The organism is Planctomycetota bacterium (genome assembly GCA_016872555.1).
Taxonomy (GTDB): domain Bacteria; phylum Planctomycetota; class Planctomycetia; order Pirellulales; family UBA1268; genus F1-20-MAGs016.
In genome coordinates this window covers 1-24,678 of sequence record VGZO01000022.1, presented here as the reverse complement: position 1 = coordinate 24,678, position 24,678 = coordinate 1, and the positions used below count along the sequence as shown (strand labels likewise).

Sequence of the window (24,678 nt, the reverse complement as noted above, 5' to 3'; positions counted from 1 at the left end):
GCTATCTGGCGGAGTGACTGGAAGGCAATTCACACAGTGGCAATTCTTCTACGGATCGAAGCCACAGATCCTGACGACCAGCACCTGAACGAACCGCGCGAATGTAGGTTTCATAGGAAAAACTTTGATTACCCATAGGAAAAACAATCACTGTCGTCTCATTGCGAGACGGCTCAGTGGGGCACGAAACAGTGTCGAACCGTGACTTGCCTGACCTGCCTGGCTTCGGGTTCGTAGCAGCGGATTCGAATCTCGATCCCCCGTACGGGGAACGGATATGGCGGTGAAGTCTCCAATTCGCCGCTGTCGTCGGCCACGCCGTCGGCCGGATGCCCGGTGAGGGCTCCGGACCGGGGCGGAACGTCGTCGTCGAGTCCGTTCGTCGCCTGATCGGGTCCGGCGGCGGAGTCCTCGTCGATGCCGTTGGACTCGTAGTGGGTGGTCCACGTGTCGTAGGTGCGCCGGGTCGTCGCCGATCCGACGAGCCCTCCACTGAGCGGGTGCCCGTAACCAGCGAATCGGGGGCCCTGCGTCTCGGGAAGTGACGCGGCTCGACCGTGGACGCCATTGCCAAGATCGACGTAGCACCCGTTGGCGATGCCGCCGCCGATCTCGACGGCATCGCCGGGCGTCACCGCCGTGAGACCGTCGCCCCCTCCGAGCGCGACGGGTGCCGCCGGATCGAAGACCCGGACATCGAACGCGATCACGCCGGTGAGCAGCACGTCTTCGCCCTGGCGGTGGCTGGTGGAATCGAACACCAGGCCGCGGGCCGAGGGTGGAAGCGTTTCCGTGGACGTCGAGAGCGACGGAATCTGGTGATCGGCGATGAACGGGAACGGGAATCCCCCCGCCACCGCAGGATCCAGCGGACCATGGAAAAACCGTCGCTCGCGGCACGTCAGATCGGCGAGCGTGTTCGGCACCAGGCGCGCCGCGGAGCCCGAGCCGACGGGTGCCAGCGAGACGTCGAACCGGTCGTAGACCGCCGCCAGGCCTCCCGTACGGAATCGCGCGAGGATCCGCCCGAGCTCCGCCGTCCCGAGCCGGCCGACCACGAGCAACTGCCGTCGGTACAGCGTGCAGGTGGGCGGAACCGTCGCCGGCACCGTCGGCCGGAGAAACCACGCCACCTCCGCCGTGCCGGCGTTCAGGATGCCGTCGTCGAACGTGCCGACGAGCCGTCGCTCGACGCCGGCCGTGGTGAACAGCAACACGTCGTCGGTGTCGGCCCGGAGCTCGGCCGAACCGTCGGCTGCATCCCGGTCTTGCCGGGGACCCTCGATGTATTCGAAGTAACCGGCCCCGGCTGCCGGGCTGAGCGGCGGCAGGAGAGGGGCTGTGACGCCATCCAGATCGCGCCGCAGGAGGAGAGCCGTCGTCCGCAGCCGCGCGTTCAGATCCATCACGGCGCGGCCGTTGCCGACGCCGCGGGCGAATTCGGCAAACATCACGGCGACCGCACCCATGACGATCATCGTGGCCGCGGTTGCCACCAGCATCTCCACGAGCGTCATGCCGTGCCGCCCGCCGACGCCGTTGTGCGCTGGCCGCGACGGCGTCATCGGAGCACCCGCTCGAGGATGATTCCGTCGCGGACGTTGTGATCGCGCCCCGGCTCGAAGGCCACGGGCCGCGACCGGTCGTAGACGAGGAACATCCGGTGCAGGCTCACCGTCTCACGGTCGACGCCGCCGCCGGGCACCGTGTCGATCGTCCGCAGCGTGATCCAGATGCCGAAGACGTGCGAGCGGTGGGTCGCCAGGCTGCTCAGCCGGATCGCCGTATGGTAGGCGTGCGCGGGATTGAGGCTGGCGTCGGCGATCGCATTGGTGCCGTTGAGGACGAGGGTCGGCCTGACCTCGACGCCGGACAGGCCGAGCACCTGGCCGGTCGTCTTCGCCGGGGAGATGGTTCCCGCGGTGCCCGTCGAAGCGAGCTCCGCGAACCGGCCTGTCGTCGGCACCGTGCCGCTGGTGCGCGCCCGGACGAGGCCGTGTGCGTACGGAGATCGGTCCCGACGCTCGTCGATCCGCGGCACGGTCCCCTGGACGACAGCCTCCCAGACGGCATCGGAGGAGATGGTGTTGAGATTGACCCGTCCCGGCTCCCGTCCGACGTGCAGTTCGTTGCCGTCGAAGGGCGCTCGATAGGACGCCGCCGCGTCGCCGGCGAAGCCGACGGCGTGGCGCGCGAGGGCATCCCAGTAGGGGGCGGTGCGGTCGATGCTCTGCCGGGTGCCGGCGAATCGCGACGGCACCATGAAGGCGTCGAGGGCGATCAGTTCGTCGCCGGGAATGCGATCGGGGAGATAGACGCCGTCGTCGGGATCGGTGACGTGGTCGTCGAGCATCCCCACGCCGTCGCGGTGAGTCTCGTCGTTGACCGCTCCGGAGATGAATCCCGGCACGAACACCAGCTCGGCGAGGCTCGTCAGCGGACGATTCGGCCAACAGAACCAGCGCGGGTCGCCTTCCCACTCGGTGGTGATCTCCGGCGCCTCCCCCTTCGGCCACTGCCGTTCGTCATGTTGCTGGGCCCACCCGGCGTTGCGCCGGCACGACGTGAAGCGAGCGTCCGGGTCACCCTCCTCGTCGGCCGCGCCCGAGCGATCGGCGACGATCACCGACAGGGCGTCGACGATCAGGTAGGGGTTGGTCGTCGTGTCGTGGTCGGCGCGGGGATCGGCAAGCCTCTCGAGATACACGAACGTCGCGCGGGGCCGCGGCGCTGGCGCTCCGCCCGGCGGCAGGACGGTGGCCCGGAGCCCCTCGATCGGCACCACGCGCCGCGTCGGGGTCGGTGTCGGCACACGGATCCCTTTCGTCGATACCGTGCCCGGCGCGAGGACGAGCCACTGATTGGCCTCGAGGCACGTGCCGCGCGCCGGAAACGTGAACGCGTCCCCACAGCGAATCCGCCAGATCGGGTCGCCGGCCGGAGCCCGTCGCCCCAGATCGACCGAGCCGGGGCCGAGCGGCCCGGCAAGATCGGGATCGACGGGCTCGGCGGAACCCGGCTGCCCGTCGCCCACACGCCCGTCCCAGGGGTGATTGAGCACCACGAACAGTTCGCCGGTCGTCTCGTCCTCCCAGGCGAGTGTCTGGGTGATCACGACCTCGGGCCGTTCCGCACCCCACACCGTGGCACGCTGCGGTTCGACGGTCGTCGGATCGCCATCGACATCCCAGCCGTCGAGCGGGCGGATGTCGTACTCGAACCGGCCCATCGTCGAGTCGGTGTCTTGGTATTCGATGACGTTCGCTGCCCACTGGGCACAGCGCCGGGCGACATCGGCCGAGGGATCCGCGCCGGCCGGTGCCGACAGGGCGACGGCGGCCATGTAGAGGTCCTTGAAAAACAACCGGCGCTGGAGGGCGCCGCCCACGGGCCGGGCCACGTCGATCCGCAGGCCGGCCGCGAGCTCGGCAGGTATGACGTTGTTCGGGATCCGCTCGCCCGCTGCCATCTCCGCGCGCTCGGCGTCCGCTGCGGCGTGCTCGTGGAGCACCCCCGCCGGCACGGCCGAAAACCACTCGTAGACCCGCAGGGCCGCATCTCCGACGATCGCCGCGGTGTCCCAGCTGTCGGTCGTGACGACCAACCGCGACGCCTCGGCCTGCGATCCGAGGAGCCCGGCGAGCCGCTCCGGGAGCGTGGGGGAATCCGGATCGTAGGGGCGCAGGATCCGCTCCAGTTCCGCCGGCGAGAACGGATTGTCGGCGACGCCGCTCGGCGCTGTCCCGCTCGTCGCCGGGTCGTGGAGCCCGGTCCGGCGCCCGAGGCCGGTGAGCGTGATCTCGTAGGGGTGGTCGACGAATTCGTCTCTGCTGTCGGCTTTCGCGTACGACATCGTCGGGACCGGCCCCGGCTCGAGGACCGCGCGCCGTTGGAGCCGCGCCTGGAGATCGACCGCCCAGTCCCGACGCCCCGGCGGCACCATCATGAGGTTGCGGATGCCGTCGGCCGCCGCGGGGTCGGCGACGCCGTTGTGACCGGGCAACGGCAGCGCCTCGGCGAGCACGGTCCAATCGGCAAGGTCGCGCAGCGGCGCCGATGCCCCGTTTGCTCGCCAGCCGTAGCGCCCCTCGACCGCCGCACCGGCAGGCGACTCCAGCGGCATCAGGCGGTCTCCGGATCGCGGCAGGGAGGTTTGATGAAGCGTGCTCCCGGCACGGGCACCGAGCAGCACGTTCATCCACGGGTCGTCGCCGCGGTGGTTGCCGCTCTCCTCGGCCAGCGACCGAAACACGGCGCCCCCGTCGATCTCCGCCGGGCCGTAGCCACTGCCGTACGGCACCGTGTCGGCGCGGCGGAGGAGATCGTTGACCGACCCGTGGGCATTGACGTTGAGCCGTCCATCCATGTCGAGGACCAGGAAGGAGACATGGACCTGTACCGGAAGGCCGGTGCGCGGCGAGACGATCCGCGGCAGCCGCGGGTCGAAGAACCAGCCGTCGAACACGCCGTCGTTGTCGTTGTCGGCCCGGTCGTCGACGCCATCGCCGTCGAGGTCGTCGTTGGACGCGTCAGGGTCGTCGAGGGCCTCGACGGCCTCGGGTTTGAACAGCGACGGCCGGATCACCAGCTGCCGCGACGGTCTGGCAGGGTCGGGCTCGACGTGGGCCAAGTAGGGATTCGCCGCGTCGAAGCCGTCCCAGGCCTCATTCTTCGTCGTGCCGCGGGAACTGTGGGCACGATTGTTGATGATCACTTCGGTCCCGGCCCGCGCGAGGTCGCGCTCCGCGCCGGCGGACGACCGGGACAGCCGGAGCCCGTCGTGCGTGACGCAGAGGCGGATCGTACGGCGTTCTTCCACCTCGGCGCGGACGATGCGGTGGCTCGTCGCGGACGCTCCGACCGGCAGCAGCGACACGACGCGTCCACTCAACTCGGCGGGCGTGACCGTCGCCGACGGGGGAAGCTCGACCGTGAGCCGGTACAGCGGGCCGCAGTCGACGATGTCGACGAGCGTCCCGCGGAGTGGTTGTTCGGTGCCGTACTGGTCGACGAGCAGTGCCTCGAAGACCAGCGCCCGGGCCGGATCGGCGTCGGTTTCGTCCGTGGAACCGCCGAGCGCCGCCGGCTGCCGCTCGGACGTGGTCTCCGGCGATCCGCGGAGCAGGAGCATCGCGGCCTGCTTGAGGAGTCGCTCTGTGGGCAGGATCGCGTCGGCGGTGGCCTGGGGCGTGGTCGCCACCGCCCGCGCCGTCGCGTGGGTCCGGGCCGACAGCACCACGAACGTGACACCCAGCACCATGAACAGCGACAGCATGCTCAGCACGATCAGCAGGATCACCCCGCGATGCTGGCTGGTCGGCGGCCGTCGGGCTGCGGCGCCACGGGGCGGCTCGGGAAGTGCCGGCAGGCTGTTCATTATGCGGCGGACCGTCATCGGGTGTACTCGTTCCTCCCCTCGATGGTAACCGTGTAGGCCCGCACGGCGGTCGCATCGGGCAGGATCGCGACGGGCAGCGAGACCGGCCGAGGCTCGGCGGGATCACCGGCCGATGACTCCCCCACCGGCGACGGATCACCTTCGAACGTCACCTCCGCCTCGCTGGGCGCACCCGCAGCGGCATCCGGGAAGGTGACCGTCGCCAACGACAGGAAGCGCGGGGGACGGTACGGGTCCTCCTCGGGACCGGAGGGGAGGACGAGCAGGATCGCTCCCTTCTTCACGACCTCGCGATCGAGGCGGTCGGGAACGACGTCGCGTCCGCGCTGCCACGCGAGCCGATACGGCGGGAGGGAGGTCCGCGCGCCATCGGGTCCGCGCGGCGTCAGCCGCAACTCGAGCGCCGTCGCGTTGCCATCTTCGGGAGGCATCAGGCCGAGGACCCGGTTGCGAGAGACGACGATCCACAACGTCGCCAGCTCGCCGGGGACCAACGGCGTCGCCGTGTCCTTGGCCAGCACCGCCAGCCAGCTGAACCGGCCGGCCGCCGCGCGGACCCCGTTGACGAAGCGATTGGTGACCGGGGTGTCGCCGTCGGGCGTCGTCATGAGCACGTCGTCCGACGAGGAACCCGTCAGCGCCGAAACCTGCCATGACCGCGGCCGGGCGCTGTCCGGGGTCCTGTCGGCAAGCGTGCCTCCCGCACGGAGAACGGCCGTGTTCAGCCCGAAGCGGGCGGGCCACGTGCCGCGCGACTGCCCCAGCGGATCGATCACCAGCGGCGCGGCGGGACACGGCCCGCCGTCTGCCGCCGCCAGCGCGTCGACATGGGTGAGCCCCGACGTGACGACCGTCGCCCGGGCATTGTCGAGCAGGACACCGCTGTGATCGGCGACGATCGCCTTGGTGAGCAGGGACCGGCCGAGCGGAATCAGGGCGAGGATGCTCGACAGCCCGATGGCGAGGATGCCGATCGCGATCAAGACTTCGAGGATCGTGATCCCCGCGCGACGCCGCGCCGGGGAAGGTGGACGCGTCATGCCTTCGCCCCTCAGGGTGCCGAACGGATCGCGGCCTGCGACCGCCGGGCCGTGGTGACCGGGCCATCCGCGTCGCGAAGGGTGACCCGCGCGGAACGGGCGAGCCCCGTCTTGGGATCGATCGACACCCAGAACGACTCCGGATACTGCCAGTTCGCCCCCGGGGCCTCCTCCGACACCGGCTCCCGGAATCCCAGGCCACACCGGTCGATTCGGCCGACGAGCAGCAACAGGGGTGCCTGCAGCGGCGCCCGCAGCTCGGCCGTATGGTCGGGCGCCTCACCGGCGGCGACCGTCGTCGCGGTGTTGAAAAAACCGATCTCGCCGACGGCCCCGGTGCGGTCGAACAGGATCGCGATCGCCTGGCCGGCCGTGTAGGTGCCCAGCGGCAGCACGTCGTCGGACACGTCGGCGGTAGCCGAGCCATCTCCCGCCAAGGCCGTTCGACCGAAGCGCCCCGTGCCGACACCCGACCAGGCGAGGTCGATCGCGAGGCCCGAACCGAGCGTCAGCCCCGCGGCTGCCGGCGCCGGGCGCCGGAGGATCGAGAATCCGTGCCACACCGTGCCCGATCCCTCGAGCGCCGGAGTCGGCCAGAGGGTGTTGGCCGCCGTCTGCCCGGCCTCCGCCCGGAGCGCCGCACGGAAGCCGGTGCTCGCCGGCGGATCGGGGCAGATCAACGTGAACCGGCTCGCTGAACCGGCGAACTCGATGAAATCGCCGGTCGTCGCGAACGGGGTCTCCGCCGGAGCCGTGAGCGTGGTCACCGACGTGCCCTTTTCGGAAAACGTCAGCTCCATCGTCCCGCCGGCGACGGGACCGGACAGCGCGACGGTCGCGTCGAACGTGTCGCCGCGGTAGGGCGCCGGCTGTCGCGCGAGCACCACGTCGATCGCCGCGTCGACCGACAGCGGCTCGATCCACAACCCCGCAGGGCTGTCATGACCGAGGGATCGCCCCTGGGCCGTCGCGACAAGGCTGGTCATCGAGGCGGCGGCGTTCCGCGCGGCCCGCAGCTCCCCGCCGTCGAGGATCGGGATGACCGCCACCGACAGGAGACCGAGGATCACGATCACGGCCAGCAGTTCGACGAGCGTCATGCCGTCGCGCCCGCTCGGCACGGTGAAGCTCATGGCACGCCCATCCCGAGGTTGGTGACGTTGTCGAGGTGGGAGCGTTGCATCGGTTCGGGGCTGCCCGCCTCCAGTCGCGAGAAGGGATCGAACGGCAGCGGCACGAAGCTCACGCCGTTCGGCCGTGCCGCGGTCCACGGCGAGCCCTGGTCGACGATCGGGTGGGTAGCGTCCCTGCGCACCCCGATGCGCTCGTCTGGCCCCGCCGAAACGATCAACGGCGTCAGTGGGAACGAGCTCTCCCCTCCCAGGCGATACGGGTCGAACGGATCGGTCCCCGGCCGTGACCCGGCGGGCGGCATCGCCCCGGGTGCCCAGCGGAGAAAGTGGATCGGCCGGCCGAAGCCGTCGGAGAATTCGCGCGCCCCGTCACCATCGGCATCACCGAGCTCGTCGGCCCGAAACGGCTCGAGGGCGTCCGGCTCGAACGACCCCAACGCCACGACGAGAAACAGGGTCTCCGCCGATGCGGCCGAGCGTCCGAGTCCGGCGAGGACCGCGTCGCGGGACTGCCGCTCCGGGTCGGCACGGTCCACCCAGGAATCGATCTGCCGGAGGAACCGCTCGAGCACGGGCGTGCCGGGAGGTGCACCGCCCGTGCGCAGCGGGTCTTTCGGATCGTTTGGGTAGACCGGATAGCGAACGTCGAGCCACTGATCGGGCATCTCGCACACCATCATCCCGCGGATCTGCACGAGCCTCTTCCATGCCGCCCGCCGCGAGGTGCCGGCAGCGATGCCGAGCTGCGAGCGATCGATCTCAAACTCGTGGCCGGTCCACATCGAATCGTCGAGGCGGCGATCGAGGTAAGCGTCGTAGCGCGGCACGATCGCCTCGTGAAGCTTGCGGATGGTGCTGCGGGTCTTCGCCACCTTGGCCCGCGTCCTGATGCCCGCGAGCGAGACGGTCGCCAGTGCCCCCAAGATAGCCACGATCGCCATCGTGACGGCCAACTCGACGAGCGTGAACCCTCGCCGCGAAGCGGCCGACGTCACCCGTTGCCGACGGTGGGACGCGGCCCGGCGACTCGGTCGGCAAGCCGCCGGGACGCAGCCGGCAGGGTCAGCGCAGCCCGTCATCTCTCGGCGCTCCGTCGGGCCCGACGAGCGACCCCCCGAGGAATGGTTCGATCGGCCGCGCGAGTCCTTCGGCCCCCACCGCCGGCTTGACGACGATCATCGAGCGCGCCACGCCGGGGATGGCGGCGTCGTCGGCGGCGACATGGCCATCGGGCAGTGCCAGCGACGGATGGTCGAACGGCGCCCGTTCGTAGGCGACGCGCGGATCGGTGAGGGCGCGCATGAACGCCGCCACCGCGCGGATCTTCGCGCGATCACCGTTGAGCTTCGGGAGGACCTTGATATCCGACGCCATCGCGACCCCGTTGGCGCTGTTCCACCGCTTGAAGTCGGATCCCCGCGCGTAGAACTTCACGACCTGCTCGAGCGTGAGCGCACCACCGTTGTGGAAGTATGGCCCCGTCAGATCGACGTTGCGAAGCGTCGGTGTCTTGAAGGCCCCCGCGACCGCGATCGTCTCACCGGACGCCGGGGGCACGCCCTTGTCGACTTCGAAGCGGTCGGGATCGCCGAACGGGGGCGCGACGTCGACGGTTCGGGACCGTCCCGTCGCCTGGGCGGCGAACGACAGCGGCGTGCCGAACGGATCACGGTCGCCGACGCCGAGGTCCTCGAAGGCCGGGCGGAGACCGATGTTGTAGTAGCCCTCGTCGTAGATCGCCGGTGCCGACGGCGCGGCCATCCGATCGATCAGCTGCAGGCGGATCGACCCGGAGCTGTTGAGCCGTGCGCGGGTGGATGCCGACGTGAGCTCGGGGCCGGAGTGACATCTGACGCACTTGCCCTCGTCGATGAACAGCTCCAGTCCGGTGCGCTGGAGAGGGGTGAGCGCGGAATCATCGCCCTCCATGAACCGGTCGAACGGAGACCGGTCAGACACCAGCGTCCGCTCGTAGAGCATGATCGCGATCCCCCAAAATAGCGAGAAGTTCGCTTCCATCTGCGAATAGTGCTGACCGTCGATGACGATCGGCTCGCCGGGGGCGCCCCACCACGACTCCACGAACGCCTCGCGGATCAAGTCGCCGTAGCCGGGCTTCAGGCCGGTCCTCGTCGGACTCGGCGAAGACGCGGTGTAGCGTCCGAGGACGCTGTCGGTCGCGGCGACCGACTGGTGGACCAGCGGGGTGGAGCCAAGCAGCTTCCGCCCGACATCGAGGAAACTCCGACCGTGGGCTGACATCTCGAAGACGCTTTCGACGGGTCCGACCGCCTGGGAGGCGAGGCTGGCGTTGTCGAGAAGGACGGCGACGGGCTCGAGGGCCGAACCCCTGAACCTCCAGACCCGCGCGTCGGGGTCGCGGGGCCCGAACGGATTACGGCCGTTGAAGTGGAAGTTCGCACGGCCGTCCCAAAAGTTCCTGTGATTGAAAGCGGAGTTGATGACCGTCGGCGAGTTCCGCGGTTCGACCCGACGCGTGTTCAGTCGACCGCTGCCCGAGGGAATCGAGAATCCGAGCGGGTCGGGCTGAACCGCGTCGAACGCCTCTGCGACCTCGGTCGCCAGCACCCTTCCCATCAACGGTTCGACCGTGGCCCTTGCCGCCGAGCTCGGGGTCACTCCGTGGAACCGGTTGGCCCGCTGAGTGACGAGATCCATGGTGACCGGCGGCACCTTCGACCGTGGTCCGAGGGAGAGCAGCGACAGGTTTGCGACCCCCGCTGACGTCACGGCGTCGTCGGAGTCGAAGGCGACGTTGGACCCGAGCCGATTGCTCCGCGGGTCTTTCTTGCGGTGGAGCGGGAAATCAGCCCTGGTGAGGGTGTAGTTCGGACCCCCGGATGCAGTTCCGGAGGGGAGCCGGTCAAACCTGCCGTTGCCGCCGAGCAATCCCGGCGAGATCTGGTTCTTCACCCTCGAGTCCGCGCCGGCGTGGAAATGGCAGCTCGCGCACGCCATGCCGTCCGATCCGGCTTGTTGGTCCCAAAACAAGGCTTTCCCGAGCGCGATGGCGGCACGCTGATCCCGGACATATTCCCCGATGGTGCTGGGGATTGGAACCGAGACCGTGGTAAGCGAGTCGAGGCCCGCCTCCCGGGCTTTCTCCCGCAACTCGTCGGGGTCGTCGTCCGACGAGCACGCCACCCCACCGGTCACCGCGCCAAGAAGGGCACCGATGACGACGGCGACCACTCGGCCGGAAACCGCTGATGCGAGTCGCGTACACCGGACATGGCAGCGACGCTGGAGCCGGACGAGCGATTTCATGTACTGCTCCTGCCAACTGATTGGGGGGGAGCCGGCCGACCGTCTTGGCAGGCGGGCTGGGGGGCGGGGAGGAGGGCTTCGAGCGCGATCCACTCGGACTACGCAGTGCCTGTTCAGCTTCCGAGTGTAAGGCATGCCGCGTTGGTGCCAAGTCTTGGGCAGGATAACGAAACCGTAATGAGTCGCGTCAATGACCGCGGAACGGTGGCTGGCCTTCCCGCGGATTTGCTGTCGGGTGAGCGGGTCATGCGGGGCCGGATCTACGGAGAGTCCTTCGGCAGGCTGACAGCCGTTTCCCGCTGAACATCGACCTCGGGTCGCCGCGCTCCGCGAGCGTGCGGGCCAGCGTGCCGATCGTCCGGCGGACCGTCGCCGAGGCGACGGCCTTGCCGCCCGACGGCGCGGGCAGGCGGGCGCGTCATGGCGGGAAAAATCCTTGTCGTGGTTCGTGCGGCGGGCTGATGACGGTCCCGATGCAGCCGTCGCGACGGGCCGGTTGTCGAAGCCGCCTGCGACCTTTGTGTAGCCCGGTAGTCTAGCTGCCCGTGGACAGAGCCCTCCGTGGCCGCGCCCGGCCGCGGGGCGGCCGGCTCATTCAGTCCACTCAGGCGACCGTGGGTGACGCCGAGGGATTCCCGGGTTGCCGTCGGCCGCAGCCAGCGGCCGACCACGCTGTCCACAGCATGTGAGAGGGGGCTTGGAGGTTGCTGCATGGTTGCCCTATCCGCGCCGCGGGCGATGGCATAACTCCCCGGCGCCTTCTTCTTCTGTCTCGACGCGAGGCCCGTCGGTCGCCGAGTCCGCGATCTGGTTCCACGCCACGTCTGTTCGCCGGGCTTGTGTTCGCCCGACGTCCTGCTGGTGCGGCGTGGTCTGGCGGCGCTGCGTTTCACTTCTCGTCGTGCCGGCGCCTGCTCCCTCCGGAGTTGCGCCGTTCGACGGTTCGGCACCTTTTCCAGGGGCCCACCATGTGGCTGTCGGTCCAATTGTTTGGTTGGTTCGTGGCGATGGTCGTGCTGATGTCGATCATCGAGCATCAGGCGCATGCGCGGCTGATGCACAAGGCACCGCGATCGTTGTTGTTTCGTCGGCTCGGGGCGCGGAGGAAAATTTTCACCAGCCACGCCGTCGAGCACCACCGCCAGTACCGGGAGCACTTTCACGACCACGCCCTGCCCGCCGGCAAGGATCGCGGCATCCGCCTGAACCTCGCCGAAGGCTTGCTCCAGGCCGTTCCCGTGAGCGCCGGGTTGTGGTGTGTGTCGGCGATCGCGGCGGGGATGTTTCCGCTCGTCGTCCTCATCCACCATCTGCTCTGGAATCAGATCCATCTCGAGATGCACCAGCCGGTCGGCCGCTTCTTCTCGACCTGGCCGGCCTACCGCTACGTGGCCCGGCATCACTTCCTCCACCACCGGCACCCGGACAAGAACTTCAACGTCGCGTTCCCGGTCGGCGACTGGCTGTTTCGCACCGTGGCGACGGCGACCGATTCCGACCGGCGCGCGATGAAGGCGGAGGGGATCGCCTGATCTCCGTCGCGCGACGGAGGATAGCAAGCCATCGCCAACGCGGGCGGTGCATGATGGGGTGGAACGGGTCAGGGTAAAACAATCCGTCGCGTGATGAGGCACTGTGAGGGAAACCGGAGCTCACGACCATGCGACTGGGGCTGGTGACCGATATCCACAATCAGAGTAGCGAACTGGCCGAGGCACTGCGGCTGTTTCGCGACCGCGGTGTCGACCAGGTCGTCACGATCGGCGATACCTGCGATGCGTTTACCGTCGTCGACGGGGCGGGCGCTGTCGCCGAGGCGTTGGCGGAGTGCAGAGCGATCGGTGTCTAGGGGAATCACGACTTCGCCCTGTGCCGCGACGTGCCGGACATCGCTCGCGAGCGCTACCCGGCGGTGGTCCTCGATGTCATGGCCAGGATGGAGCCACGGCTCGTCGTCGACGGCTGCCACTTCAGCCACATGGAAGCCTCCGTCGACCCGACCGACGTGGCCCAATTGTGGAATCGTTTTGAGGTGCCGATCGAACTGATGGAGCGGGCCGCCCGCGGCTGGGCGGCCGAGGGGAGCCGGTGGCAATTCGTCGGGCACTACCACCGCTGGTGGGCGGCGACACCCGCCGGGCCGATCGACTGGACCGGTACGCAGCCCCTCCGGCTTCCTCTCGGCCAGCGCGCGTTCGTGATCGTGGCGGCCGTCTGCGACGGTTGGTGCGCGATCCTCGACACCGCCACCGGCCACCTCGAACCGCTGCGCTGCCTGGTGCCGGGTTGATTGCCGCGGGAAGCGACTGAGCGAGTTCCGTGAAGGGTCATTCAGGAGGGAGATCGTGGGAGTGACAAGACTGCACATCCTTGGCGCGGCGGCCGCGGTCTGCGGGGCGCTCGCGGTCGATCCCGGAGCCCGCACCGTGCTGGCGCCGTCGACCGACGCCGTCGTCGCGGCTCTGGAACTTTTCCGTACGCGGGGGTTGCTTCATTCGCCGTAACAGGGGGCTGGTTGACACCGCGGGATCGTAGCCCGATCAGGCCGCCGCGGTGAACGCTGGCACGACTCATAGACCCAGCGAAAGGAATCATCGATGCGTTGCAACGGGATTCGCCACGCGGTTCGGATTCTGACTCTCGCGGCGTGCTGCGCATGCTGCTTGTGCGGCTCATGGGGAGGCAGCCTGTGGGCCGAGCCGGTCGCCCTCTCGACGCCGTCGGGGCTCAATGCCGGCGACCGGTTTCGGTTCTTGTTCGTGACCGCCGGGACGACCACGGCCACGTCATCAGCAATCGGTGATTACAACACCTTCGTCCAGACCCAGGCCGGCGGGGCAACGTCCAACGGCTCCATCGTCACGTGGAAGGCGATCGGCTCGACGGCGACCGTGGATGCCCGTGACAATGTCGGTGGGTTCGGAACCACGGTCGGCGTCTACCTTCCGGGCGGGACGCTGTTGGCATCGAGCTTGACGACAAACTCGGGTGGGTTGTGGTCCGCAGCGCTGTTCTCAGCCCCGAACCAACTCATCAATGGAACCGTGTCGACCGGAACGACGTGGACGGGCAGTAATCCCAGCGGCGTGGCGACGAGCCTCCCCCTCGGTGCGACTGCCGGATCGAGCTCGTGGGCCGACAGGTCGCGGTCCGACAACGGGTGGATCCTCATCAACCCGTTCAGTTCCACCAACAGCTACGGGATGTACGGCCTCTCCGACGAGCTGACCGCTTCATCCCCTGTCGTGCCCGAAATCGATCCGGCCGGCATGGGTTCCGTACTGGCCCTCGTGACCGGCGTCCTCTCGCTCGTCGAGCGCCGGAGACATGCCCGAGTCGGGGCGAGGGACTGCTGACTTTTGCGGCTTCTCCAGTCACTCGCGAGGCGCGTGCCCGCCTCAGCCCGATCATGTCTCCTGTCGCGGCGTCAGGCGGGCAGGCGCTCGAGCCGGCGGCCGCTCGTCCGCCCCACGGCCACGTCGGTCATCCGGGCAAACCGCTGGAAGACCGATTCCTGCCGGTAGGGAAGACCGTGCCGCTCGCAGAGCGATTTCACCACCGGCTGGATCTCGCGGTACTTGCTCATCGGCAGGTCCGAGAAGAGGTGGTGCTCGATCTGGTAGTTGAGCCACAGGCTCAGGTAATCCACCAGCTCGGTGCCGCAGGAGTAGTTCGCGGAGCTCAGCACCTGCGTCGCGTAAAACTCCTGGCGGCCGTGGGAGTGGAAGTCGAACTGGTAGAGGTCGTCGGCGGTGTGGTTCGGGGCGACCACCAGGAACGCATGGACGTTGGTGAGGCACTCGGCGAGAAGTTTGTTGAGCAGCACCCACAAGGCCACGGTCGTGCCCAGCGGCAGGAACAGGCTGGGCACGAGCACGAAGTGGAAGCCGGCGTAGGGGAGGTAGCAGCGGGCCCACAGGGCGCGGACCGTGGGCGACCGCAGGTCGAGGACGTTGCCGAACGAAACGTTGAGGATGTGGTCGCCGGGCCGGCGGCGCATGGTGCGCGGGTCGAGCACGCTCATCGTGCGCGGCGCGTAGTAGGTGAACTTCCAGGTGCACGCCAGCAGCGTCAGGAACGCGTATTTGACCGCCAGCGGCACCCGCAGCGCCCGGAGGAACTCGACATGCCGCTCGATGACGTCGGGATCCTTGTCCTCACCCGTGTAGGCATGGTGCAGGGTGTTGTGCTCGTAGTCCCAGCCGCTCGGCAAGATCCAGTCGAACCAGTCCACAAAGCGCCGCCAGCCCCGGGCGAACCCGCGGCTGGTGTACCGGGAGGGGATCCCGGGAATGCGGTCGTAGCCCCGGTGCGTGATGTGGTGCGCCAGCAGCCAGCGGGTGCTCTGGCCGAGGCTCAGTGCCACCGCGGTCAACGGGTTGGGGGGCAGCCAGACCGTGAGGTACCCCACGAGCGTCGCCAGGCGGCCAAACCGCTCGATCCGCCGCATGTGGCGGTAGTCGGCCTGGGAGATCGTCGCGTAGGCCCGCCGCCGCAACGCCTCGATGTCCGCGGCGAACCCCGCGACATCCATGGCCGCGAGATCGGGGTCCGGCGTGCTTGAACCAGCCGGGAGCGTCGTGCTGCAGACGGACATGAAGTGGCGGCCGTGCCTGGGCTTGAATGAAGGACCGACAGGATAGGTCAGCCGCTGGCCCGTCGGCAAGCGTTTGCCGAGCGAAGCGGATCACGACGAGCGGCGGTCGCCTACCTGCGAGCATCGAGCGTGCGAACTGCCCGATAGGCGAGTATCCGTTCGTCGGCTGTCACGAGCGTAAGGTCGTTGATCCTGGCCGTGGCGACGAGAATCCGATCGGCGGGGTCCTTGTGGAACCGCCCTGGCAGTTTGTAGGCCTCGATCGCGACCGGGTGATCGATCCCGACGCTGCGGGCCTCGATCGAATCGATCGCGGCCCGTACCCAGCGGTCGAGGCTGCCTTTGACCTCGAGGAGCCCACCCGCGACGAGGCGAGCGATCTCGAGCGAGGACACTGCCGATACGCACAACTCCTCCCTGGTCGACTCGAGCAGACCACGGGTCTTCACGCCGATGGCGTCGGGTTGCTCTTGCGTCCAAATCCACACGTGCGTGTCGAGCAGGAAGCTCACGACCCTGCTTCCCAGTCGGCAGAAAAGTCGGCGTGCACGATGTCGCCCTTGATCTTCATTCGCCCACGTTGCCTCCCGAAACGACGCATCGGCACCGGCTCGCTGAGCGGTTCGATGCGGGCCAGCGGCCGACCCCGGCGCGTCACGATGATCGGTTCGGCCGTCTTCTGCGCTTCGCGGAGCAGAGCGATGCAGTTGGCCTTGAAGATGGAGAGAATAACGGTCTTCATACCGTCACCATACCAGACCAAATGACCTGGTCAAGTTGAGGGAGTGGACGAGGGCCGCCGGCACGTCACGTAATGGAAGTAGGCGGCCTCGGCCGGCCGGCGGCTGCTCGACTCCTTCTCGGTCGTCAGGCTGATCTCACGAAAGCCCGCCGCCTCGAGCAGATTCACGAGCTCGTCCGGCGTGAAGTGGTGGGTCACGTAGAGCACCGTGCCGGCATCATCCCGCGACACGTAGGTGTGCCGCTCGCCGGTCAGGTGGATGTCGTCGGCATACAGCCTCGCATACCCCGCATTGATCGTGTCTGACACGCCCGATGCCGACAGCGAGAGCCACCCGCCGGGCCGCAGGCATTGCCACACGTTGCGCAGGAGGTTCGCGCGGTGGCGGGCGTCGCCGATGATCGACAGCACGAGTTGGCAGACGGCGACGTCGAACGGGGTGCCCTCGATCCGGGGCGAGTGCTGTGCCGCGAAGTCGGCCTCCTCGAACCGCAGGCCACGACCGGAGGCGGCGGCAGGGACGGCGAGATGCCGCGCCGCGGTGATTGCCTCCGGATTGACGTCGACGCCCAGCACCGAGAAGCCCTGGTCGTACAGCCGCCTGGCGATCGCGCCGGAACCGCAGCCGACGTCGAGCAACGTGAGCGGGCGGTCGGCCGGGCCAGTCGACTGGATCTCCGCCAGGAATCGGTCGAGATACGGCGTCGCCGCCTTGCTCGGAATCCTCCCGGCGTCGAAGCGCCGCCAGTCTTCTCGGGCGTCACGCATCACGTGGTTTTCTCCAGCCTGGTTCCGGTTCGTCAGGCGTGCCGTGTACCCGCCCGCTCGATTCTCGGCAACAGCAACTGCAGCCAGCCAAGGGCGAGCGGGTAGGAGAGCGCGGCGAACACGAGCAGGGGCATGAAGCCCAGACCGGCCTCGAGCACGCGCCCCGTCACGATGCTCATCAGCACGCCGCCGAGGTTTCCCATGAACGCGCCGGCCGCCGTCACCCGGCCCACCGCGCCGGTGGGAACCACGTCGGTGATCGTCGAGAACAGCGTGAGCGAGAACCCCTGGTGACCGGCCATCACCACGCCGAGCATCACCGCCACCGGCCAGAACGACTCCAGCCGGAGCACCAGCGGGAGCGGAGCGACGACGAGCGCCGACACGAGCAGCATCCCCTTCCGCACACGGTTCACCGACCAACCCCGCTCGAGCAGCCGCGTCGACACCCATCCGGCGGCCAGCGCGCCGAGCCCCGAGCCGGCGAAGGCGATGCCGAGGGGGACGGCGAGGTCGAGGGTGTCGAGGCCGAACACGCGCCGATAAAAGTCGGCGAGCCAGAAATTCATGAACCACCACGTCATGTCGGAGAGCGCCTTGGCGATGACGATGGCCCAGGTCGTCCGCCGAGAGAACACCGACCCGACAGCGGCCTCGATCGCCACCGGCGGTGCGGCCAGCGGGCCGGCATCGAGGACCACGCCCCGTGCGAGCCACAGCCAACAGGCAAGCGCGCCGAAGCCGCCGACGCCGCTGGTCACCAGCGCTCCGCGCCACCCGACGGCCGCCGCGAGCGGCGGGATCGCGACTGGCATGAGGATGGTCCCGACCCCGGCAAGCAGCGTCGAGACGCCGAAGGCGAAACTCCGCCGGTCGGGCGGAAACAGGGTCGCGACTGCCTTGATCGTCAGCGGCGTCTGCATCGCCTCGGTAGCGCCGAGGGCCGCACGCGCCGCCACGACCTGCCAGGTGGCGACGGCCCCGCCGTGCGCGATCGCGGCGAGGCTCCACGCTCCCGCCCCGAGGCGCATGCCGCGATCGACCCCGAGGCGATCGACGAGCCACCCTGTCCCGAGAAAGGCGATGGCGGCGGCGAACTGCGTGACGGCGGCCAGATCGCCGAACTCGCGGTCTCCCCAGCCGAAGTCGGCGAGCATTTCGGGTTTCAGGATGGCGATGATCGGCCGATCCATCGCGTTGAAGATCCCGGCGACGCAGAGCACGGCGAACAGGGCCCAGCGTCGTCGCGTCGATGGCACGCGCATCCGGGCGCTCCGCTCCTGCCGCTCGGTCACGCCGGCGGTCCCTCGCCGGGGAATTGTCGCCATGCCCGGGCCGACACCGCGCGGCCATGGCGCGGTAGATTCCCGGTGGTCGTCACGGCCGCCCGGTGCCACGCTGCCGTAGGTTCGACGGGGCGAAGCCCGGTGTCAATCGTGTCGGGAGCCCAACACACGATGCTGGCCTTCCGTCGGAACGGCGACACGCTCGCGCTCCACGCCTCGGGCCACCCCACGCCGCTCTGGGAGTATTCGGCCGCGCACCCGGGAATCACGCTCTGGCAGGGCCGGCCCGAGGTGGTGATGGTGCGCGGCAACTTCCGCCTCACCGACCAGGCGACGCCGGAAGTGCCGCTGCGGGCGGCGCGGTGCACCGGGCCGGACGAGGTGGTCCTCGCGCCCGCGGCCGAGGCGCCCGCCGCGCTCCGGCTGCGGGTCGACGGCCACCGCGTCGTGTTCGAGCCACTCGACGCCGCGTTCAACCGCTGCGCGATCCGGATCCCGGCCGCGCCCGACGAGCAGGTGTGGGGATGTGGCACGCAGCTCTCGTATCTCGCGCTCCGTGGCCGGCGCTTCCCGTTGTGGGCGAGCGAGCCTGGCGTGGGCCGGGATCCGTCGCGCGAGCTCACCCGCGCGATGGACGCGGCAGCCCTGGCGGGCGGGGATTATTTCACGACCAACTACCCGCAGCCGACGATCCTCTCGTCGTCCGGCTACGCGGTGCACGTCGACTGCGACGCGTATCAGTGCTTCGACTTCACCGCGCCCGACGCCCATCGCCTCGAGGCGTGGGCGATCCCCGCGGCGCTCGAGGTCTTCCTCGGCGAACCGCTCGCGCTGGTGGAGCAGCTCTCGCGGCGCTTCGGCCGGCAGCCGATGCTCCCCGGCTGGGCGACCGACGGCGCGATCATCGGCTTGAAAGGCGGGGTCGCGGGGCTGGCACGGTTCGACGCGATGCGCGCGGCCGGCGTCGCGGTGAGCGGGCTGTGGTGCGAGGATTGGTGTGGGATCCGCGAGACGAGCTTCGGTCGTCGACTGTTCTGGGACTGGCGCTGGCAGCCGACGCGGTATCCCGATCTCCCCGCCCGGATCGCCGCGCTGCGCGAGGAGGGAATCGCCTTCGTCGGCTACGTCAATCCGTACCTCGCCGTGGATGGAACGTTGTACGCCGAGGCACGGGCGGCGGGCTTTCTCGTGATGCGGGTCGACGACGACGTGCCGTACGACGTGGACTTCGGTGAGTTTCGCGCCGGACTGGTGGACCTCACCCATCCGGCCGCGACGCGCTGGTTCCAGGACCGCGTGCTCGGCCGGGAGCTCATCGACCTCGGACTTGCCGGGTGGATGGCCGACTTCGGAGAGTATCTTCCCCCCGACGTCCGCCTCCATTCGGGGGCCGATCCGCTGTTGGAACACAATCGCTGGCCGGTGCGCTGGGCGCGCGTGAACGCCGACGCGGTGGCGGCGGCCGGACGGACCGGCGAGGTGGCATTTTTCATGCGCGCGGGCTGGAGCGGCATCGGGCGGCATTGCCCGCTCCTCTGGGCAGGGGACCAGCTCGTCGACTTCTCGCGGCACGACGGCCTCAACACGGCGCTCACCGCCGCGCTCTCCGCGGGGCTCGTCGGCAATGCCTGGCACCATGCCGACTGCGGTGGCTACACGAGCGTGGCCGGGATCGTGCGCACCCCGGAGCTGCTGCAGCGGTGGTGCGACTTCACCGCGTTCACGCCGGTCATGCGGTCGCACGAGGGGAATCGGCCGGACGACAACCTCCAGGTGGACGGCACTCCCGAGCTCCTCGCCCACTTCGCACGGATGACGCGGTTGCACGCCGCGCTCGTGCCGTACGTCCGCGCCGCGGGTGCCGACGCCCAGGACCGGGGGCTGCCGCTGGTGCGCGCGCTGTTCCTCCATCATCCCGAAGACCGCACCTGCTGGACGATCCAGGACCAATACCTCTACGGACGCGATCTGCTCGTGGCGCCGGTGGTGACCGAGGGGGTGTCGGGCCGCGCGGTCTACCTGCCCGCGGACGCCTGGCTCGGCTTCTATGATGGTGCCGCGGCCGCTCCGGGGTGGCACACCGTCGAGGCGCCGCCCGGGCGGCCGCCGGTGTTCGTCCGGGCGGCCGCTCCGCTGCGGGAGTTGCTGCTCGCCGTCGGCCGTGCGCACGCGGCGACGGAGCCCCGGAATGCCGTGATGACACGCTCTCGACCGCCCCGATGAACGACGCCGCCGTGCCGCTCGCCGATCCGCCATTCCCCGCAGCCGCGCCGCTCCCGCCGTGCGAGGTCGCATGGTTCGCGGCCCTCTGCGACGACGACTACGAGTTTCTCGGCGTCCCCGACCCCGCGCTCGCCTCGAGCTGGGCGCACTGTCGCGACATCGTCCTCGCTGCCGACCGCGCGGGGTATGACAACATCCTCCTGCCGTCCGGCTACGCGCTGGGGATCGACACCACCGTGTTTGCCAGTGCGGTCGCGCCGCTGGTGGCGCGGATCCGGCTGCTGGTGGCGGTGCGCGTCGGCGAGGACTGGCCTCCCCAACTCGCGCGGCGCATCGCGACACTCGACCGGATCCTCGGCGGGCGGCTGACCGTGAACGTCATTTCCTCCGACCTCCCCGGTGAGTCGCTCGACGGGGCTCCCCGGTATCGGCGCACGGTCGAAGTGATGCGGATCCTGCGCACGCTGCTCGACGGCCGGGCGGTCGACGTCGACGGGGAGTTTTATCGGCTCCGGCTCGACCCGCCGCGCGTCACGACCGTGTCGGGGCGCTGCCCGCCGTTCTACTTCGGTGGGCTGTCGCCACTGGCGCGCGAGGCCGCGGCCGAGGCCACCGACGTGTACCTGATGTGGCCAGACACGCTGCCGAACGTCCGCGCCATCGTCGCGGACTTGCGTGCCCGCGCGGCGGCGAAGGGGCGGCGCTTGCGGTTCGGCTACCGCGTGCACGTCATCGTCCGCGAGACGGAGTCCGAGGCCCGGGCCTTCGCGCGGCGGCTCGTGTCCCGGCTCGATGCGGCGCGTGGCGATGCCATCCGCGGCCGATCGCTCGACGCCGCGACGTTCGGGGTGCGGCGGCAGGCCGAACTGCGCGCGGAAGCGGACGGGGAGGGGTTCGTCGAGCCGCACCTGTGGACGGGGATCGGGCGCGCCCGGTCCGGGTGCGGCGCCGCGATCGTCGGCGATCCTGATCAGGTGCTGGCGAAGCTGGAGGCCTACCGCGCCGAGGGAATCGAGGCGTTCATCCTGTCGGGGTATCCGCATCGGGCGGAATGCGAACTCTTCGCGCGGCACGTGCTGCCGCGGCTGTCGCACGGCATGCTCGGTTGAGCGGCGGCCGACCGGGCACGGCACCCCGATCACCGTCGCCAGCCACCGTTTCCTCGCCTGTCGGTGGGGGGCTCCTTCGCGATCCCGGCGACGCCGCCCGACCGCCTGCCAGCCGGCCAGGCCCGCACCGAGCGCTGCCAACGCCACCGCCGACGCGGTGTAGGTGGTCAGCGAGAGCGACCCGGAGGTCTGGTTGAACTGGAGCGTGCCGCTGTTGGAGACGGCCCCCGTGACGCTCCCGCCGTTGTCAATCCGCACGGTGTCGCCGGCCACGATCGTGCCGCCCGGGTAGGCGGGGCCGGCCTGGCCCGCAGCGGTGCCGTAGACGGTCAGCGTCTGGCCGAAGACGGCCATCGGCATCGCGAGGGCAGCCATCGCGATGCCGGCAAGCACGACCGCCGGCGACTTCGTGAGGCACGCTCTGGGCATGAGAATCTCCGCGGATCGGCGGTGTCGGGCTGACCAGCCACAAGCCCCACGGTCGAGGCGGTGAGACCAGCCCGGCATCGGCAACCATCGGGAGCACGTGAGGCGGTGCGACACCTGCCTGGCACGGAGCACACCACCGGCAGAACGCCCCGAATGGTCGGACGGGGGCGACGTGGCCGGCCAGATTGCCGTCGGCAGCCGATTGCTCGACGCGACAGCGTGGGTGCTTGCAGCAGCGGTTCCAACCCGGAGATCGGGAAAGTGAATATCGACTCTGAAAACTCCTTGGGCCAAAAACGTCAATGCAACGTGGCCATCGAAACCGGCGATTGGGGGCACCAACGCCCCCGTAACGCCCGGGTCGCGCCACGAAAGTCCCCGAAGAGCCAAAAGGGTCCATCCGGCATTTCCGTGGGTCATCGCGGCGGGCGCAGCCTCCGCTCGGGCTCTGCAGAGGGGGACGCCCCCCGCGCCTTTGCCCTCGCATCGACCCGCAGCCAGGGGGTGACGGGCCGATGCGAGGGCGACGGCGGAGGGGGCTTCGCCGGCCCTGTGATGGGAATGCCGGGATGTCGTCTCCTGTCGTCCACCCGCAAAGATCACGGATGGGCTTTCTCTTCCAGAGCCAGTGCAATTGTGAGCAGTCGCTGATTTTTTCCCAGGTCGTTGACAGCAGAGGGGAAGGGCGTTCGATCACCGGATTGATTGGTCCTTCTCTGGATCTGCTCCTGCAAGCACCCACCCGTCGCGCCGCATACCGGCTGCTGACGGCAATCTGACCGGCCTTTCTCGCGGAGAGATTTTCCTCCGCGTGTCTGCCGGTGGTGCTTTGGGATTTTCGTAGAGCCCGGTGTCGAACACGGGGCTGGCCTCCGGGGGGAAATCGCATTCTCCCTCACGGACTCACCCACAAAAACCAGGATGGACCCGCGTGACGGCGGATTCCGTCGAGCGTCCGAGGAGCGAAATCAATGGCGGGCAATGGTGCGATCAAATCAGCCGGGCAACCCGCGGTGGTGAAGGCCGGCATCTTTCAATGCCTTGGCAGGCCGATCGCGCTAGCAGCCGCAGCCCATGCCGTAGCGCTGCTGATGGCCTCGACGGCGAGCGCCCAGCTGACAACCACGACGAGCGGCACCGATTACTGGGTCGTCACCACTGGGAGCACTGGTCGGTGGTTGCAGAGTGGCACGGCGGTCAACGGCACCGGCAACTGGGTGTCGGGCTCCGACGTCACCTTCGCCGACGCCGGCACCTACACCTTCGGCAGGCTCGTTGCCTCGGGGTCGGGGACCCTCGGCAACATCACCACTGGCACCGGCGTGTTCATCAGCTTCAACGACACGACTACGGGCAATGTCATGAGCTTGGGTGGCGCTGTGAAGACGTTCGACTTCGGCGCCGGGAGCGTGGTCAACTTCGGAGGAATCACATCATCTGGTTCGAACGGTATCATCAAGACCGGGGCTGGCACCATGATGTTTCAGGGAAGTAGCTACACCGGAGGCTTCACACTCGGCACCAGCGGCAGCGTCGGCGGCACCTTCATCGCCAGGTCGAACAATGCCCTCAGCAACGGTGCGATCACGATCAACAGTGGCACGATCGGTGGAATCCAAAACTTCACTTCACCGGCTAGGAGCGCCGGCATCACCGTCGGTGGTGACTTCACGATCGGGGCGACTGGCACGATCGGCGGCTCGAGCGTCGAAGGCTTCAACGTCTCGTTCAATAACGCCGGCAACACCGTGAACCTCACCGGCGGCACCCGGGCGATCACGCTCAATACGAGCGGTGTGGTGAGCTTCGGCCAAGCGGTCTCCAACGGCTCCCTGACGCTCAACCGGACTGCGACTGGCTCGGCGGGGGCGTTCGCGCTCTCGGGATCGAACTCGTTCAGTGCATTGACCCTCGACAGCGTCAGGCTCAATGTGACCAGCCACAACTTCGCTCTCGGGAGCGGCACCGTGACCCTTCAGGGGGCCAACGCCACGACGCTCAGCTTCAATGATGGCCGGACCTTTGCCAACGCCTTCACGATCGCCGACTCCGCGGGATTCAAGACGATCGCTACCAATGCCAACAGCACCATCAACGGCACGATCACCAACAACGACTCGACGGGCGGGTTGGTGATCGGGGGCACCTCGACCCGCACGCTCACGGTCGGGTCGATCTCGGGCACCGGCTCGAGGGGGGTGACTTTCGGCAGTAGCGCGTTGACCGGCACCGTCACTTTGAACGGTTCTTCGACCTACGCCGGTGACACGCGGATCGACTCCTCGACGCTGAGGATAACGGGAACTGGTGTCGTGCCATCAGGCGGGAATCTTGTCTTCCAAGGATCTGGTTCGGCCATCTTCGATGTCAACGGCACGACGCAGACCGTCGCTGGCCTCAATGATTCGGTTCTTGCCGGGGCTATCAGGTCGACGGCCGCCAATGGAAAGCTGATTGTCGGCGACAGCAACGATTCCACGTTTCGGGGAGTGATCTCTGCGAACCTGGCGCTCGAAAAGGTCGGCAGCGGCAAGCTGATGTGAACGCCGGTTGAAAAGTGCAGCGCGGGGCGGTCGAAAAGTGCAGCGCTGGGGATGGGTTGAATCTACTCCGGGGTAGCTGGTTGCTCCAAGGATGGCGGGTTCAGGACGGGCCGGTTGCTCGC

The 24,678-nt window shown here is 68.9% G+C and carries 17 protein-coding genes; 7 read left to right on the top strand and 10 right to left on the bottom strand.

The window, feature by feature from the left end; genetic code table 11:
- Positions 1-173 precede the first annotated feature (173 nt).
- The 6 genes from FJ309_09245 to FJ309_09220 are packed head-to-tail and all read right to left on the bottom strand — an operon-like array spanning position 174 to position 10,994.
- The gene (locus FJ309_09245) at positions 174-1,565 is read right to left on the bottom strand and encodes a prepilin-type N-terminal cleavage/methylation domain-containing protein (GenBank protein ID MBM3954784.1); all 1,392 of its coding nucleotides are present in this window, start codon (positions 1,563-1,565) and stop codon (positions 174-176) included.
- Positions 1,562-5,395: a hypothetical protein gene (locus FJ309_09240; protein MBM3954783.1), complete on the bottom strand. Its 3,834-nt coding sequence runs from the start codon at positions 5,393-5,395 to the stop codon at positions 1,562-1,564. The genes FJ309_09245 and FJ309_09240 overlap by 4 nt, the downstream gene beginning before the upstream one ends.
- Positions 5,392-6,438 (bottom strand): hypothetical protein, encoded by a 1,047-nt coding sequence (locus tag FJ309_09235; protein MBM3954782.1) that lies wholly within the window; start codon positions 6,436-6,438, stop codon positions 5,392-5,394. Before FJ309_09235 ends, FJ309_09240 begins: the two co-directional genes overlap by 4 nt.
- Positions 6,439-6,449: 11 nt before the next feature.
- A complete protein-coding gene (locus FJ309_09230) occupies positions 6,450-7,571 on the bottom strand; it encodes a prepilin-type N-terminal cleavage/methylation domain-containing protein (GenBank protein MBM3954781.1) in 1,122 nt (373 codons plus the stop codon).
- Positions 7,568-8,650, bottom strand: a complete 1,083-nt coding sequence (locus FJ309_09225; GenBank protein MBM3954780.1) for a type II secretion system protein — start codon at positions 8,648-8,650, stop codon at positions 7,568-7,570. The genes FJ309_09230 and FJ309_09225 overlap by 4 nt, the downstream gene beginning before the upstream one ends.
- Positions 8,634-10,994, bottom strand: coding sequence for a cytochrome-c peroxidase (locus FJ309_09220; protein MBM3954779.1), 2,361 nt, complete (start codon positions 10,992-10,994; stop codon positions 8,634-8,636). Before FJ309_09220 ends, FJ309_09225 begins: the two co-directional genes overlap by 17 nt.
- 833 nt (positions 10,995-11,827) lie before the next feature.
- On the opposite strand from FJ309_09220, the gene FJ309_09215 reads away from it, so the two are divergent.
- From FJ309_09215 to FJ309_09200, 4 genes are all read left to right on the top strand, one after another.
- On the top strand, positions 11,828-12,391 hold the full coding sequence (locus tag FJ309_09215) for a sterol desaturase family protein (GenBank protein ID MBM3954778.1): 564 nt from the start codon (positions 11,828-11,830) through the stop codon (positions 12,389-12,391).
- Between the two features lie 128 nt (positions 12,392-12,519).
- Positions 12,520-12,708, top strand: coding sequence for a hypothetical protein (locus FJ309_09210; GenBank protein ID MBM3954777.1), 189 nt, complete (start codon positions 12,520-12,522; stop codon positions 12,706-12,708).
- Between the two features lie 30 nt (positions 12,709-12,738).
- On the top strand, positions 12,739-13,149 hold the full coding sequence (locus FJ309_09205) for a hypothetical protein (GenBank protein ID MBM3954776.1): 411 nt from the start codon (positions 12,739-12,741) through the stop codon (positions 13,147-13,149).
- A gap of 373 nt (positions 13,150-13,522) precedes the next feature.
- Positions 13,523-14,215, top strand: a complete 693-nt coding sequence (locus FJ309_09200) for a hypothetical protein (protein ID MBM3954775.1) — start codon at positions 13,523-13,525, stop codon at positions 14,213-14,215.
- A gap of 71 nt (positions 14,216-14,286) precedes the next feature.
- On the opposite strand, the gene FJ309_09195 is transcribed toward FJ309_09200, so the two are convergent.
- The 4 genes from FJ309_09195 to FJ309_09180 form a co-directional block, all read right to left on the bottom strand.
- Positions 14,287-15,456, bottom strand: coding sequence for a fatty acid desaturase (locus FJ309_09195; GenBank protein ID MBM3954774.1), 1,170 nt, complete (start codon positions 15,454-15,456; stop codon positions 14,287-14,289).
- A gap of 110 nt (positions 15,457-15,566) precedes the next feature.
- Positions 15,567-16,163 (bottom strand): type II toxin-antitoxin system VapC family toxin, encoded by a 597-nt coding sequence (locus FJ309_09190; protein ID MBM3954773.1) that lies wholly within the window; start codon positions 16,161-16,163, stop codon positions 15,567-15,569.
- A gap of 65 nt (positions 16,164-16,228) precedes the next feature.
- Entirely contained in the window at positions 16,229-16,966 is a 738-nt protein-coding gene (locus FJ309_09185) for a class I SAM-dependent methyltransferase (protein MBM3954772.1), read from the bottom strand.
- Between the two features lie 32 nt (positions 16,967-16,998).
- The gene (locus FJ309_09180; protein ID MBM3954771.1) at positions 16,999-18,294 is read right to left on the bottom strand and encodes an MFS transporter; all 1,296 of its coding nucleotides are present in this window, start codon (positions 18,292-18,294) and stop codon (positions 16,999-17,001) included.
- Positions 18,295-18,423: 129 nt separating this feature from the next.
- Here FJ309_09180 and FJ309_09175 point away from each other — a divergent pair, with 129 nt between their 5' ends.
- From FJ309_09175 to FJ309_09165, 3 genes are all read left to right on the top strand, one after another.
- Positions 18,424-20,475: an alpha-glucosidase gene (locus FJ309_09175; GenBank protein ID MBM3954770.1), complete on the top strand. Its 2,052-nt coding sequence runs from the start codon at positions 18,424-18,426 to the stop codon at positions 20,473-20,475.
- The gene (locus tag FJ309_09170; GenBank protein MBM3954769.1) at positions 20,472-21,584 is read left to right on the top strand and encodes an LLM class flavin-dependent oxidoreductase; all 1,113 of its coding nucleotides are present in this window, start codon (positions 20,472-20,474) and stop codon (positions 21,582-21,584) included. The genes FJ309_09175 and FJ309_09170 overlap by 4 nt, the downstream gene beginning before the upstream one ends.
- Positions 21,585-22,984: 1,400 nt before the next feature.
- Entirely contained in the window at positions 22,985-24,556 is a 1,572-nt protein-coding gene (locus FJ309_09165) for a hypothetical protein (GenBank protein ID MBM3954768.1), read from the top strand.
- Positions 24,557-24,678 lie beyond the last annotated feature (122 nt).

Coding starts and splice junctions, on each gene's coding strand:
- FJ309_09245 (MBM3954784.1), bottom strand. CDS start 1,565: ATGACGCCGTCGCGGCCAGCGCACAACGGCGTCGGCGGGCGGCACGGC.
- FJ309_09240 (MBM3954783.1), bottom strand. CDS start 5,395: ATGACGGTCCGCCGCATAATGAACAGCCTGCCGGCACTTCCCGAGCCG.
- FJ309_09235 (MBM3954782.1), bottom strand. CDS start 6,438: ATGACGCGTCCACCTTCCCCGGCGCGGCGTCGCGCGGGGATCACGATC.
- FJ309_09230 (MBM3954781.1), bottom strand. CDS start 7,571: ATGAGCTTCACCGTGCCGAGCGGGCGCGACGGCATGACGCTCGTCGAA.
- FJ309_09225 (MBM3954780.1), bottom strand. CDS start 8,650: ATGACGGGCTGCGCTGACCCTGCCGGCTGCGTCCCGGCGGCTTGCCGA.
- FJ309_09220 (MBM3954779.1), bottom strand. CDS start 10,994: ATGCCTTACACTCGGAAGCTGAACAGGCACTGCGTAGTCCGAGTGGAT.
- FJ309_09215 (MBM3954778.1), top strand. CDS start 11,828: ATGTGGCTGTCGGTCCAATTGTTTGGTTGGTTCGTGGCGATGGTCGTG.
- FJ309_09210 (MBM3954777.1), top strand. CDS start 12,520: ATGCGACTGGGGCTGGTGACCGATATCCACAATCAGAGTAGCGAACTG.
- FJ309_09195 (MBM3954774.1), bottom strand. CDS start 15,456: ATGTCCGTCTGCAGCACGACGCTCCCGGCTGGTTCAAGCACGCCGGAC.
- FJ309_09185 (MBM3954772.1), bottom strand. CDS start 16,966: ATGCGTGACGCCCGAGAAGACTGGCGGCGCTTCGACGCCGGGAGGATT.
- FJ309_09180 (MBM3954771.1), bottom strand. CDS start 18,294: ATGGCGACAATTCCCCGGCGAGGGACCGCCGGCGTGACCGAGCGGCAG.
- FJ309_09175 (MBM3954770.1), top strand. CDS start 18,424: ATGCTGGCCTTCCGTCGGAACGGCGACACGCTCGCGCTCCACGCCTCG.
- FJ309_09170 (MBM3954769.1), top strand. CDS start 20,472: ATGAACGACGCCGCCGTGCCGCTCGCCGATCCGCCATTCCCCGCAGCC.
- FJ309_09165 (MBM3954768.1), top strand. CDS start 22,985: ATGGCGGGCAATGGTGCGATCAAATCAGCCGGGCAACCCGCGGTGGTG.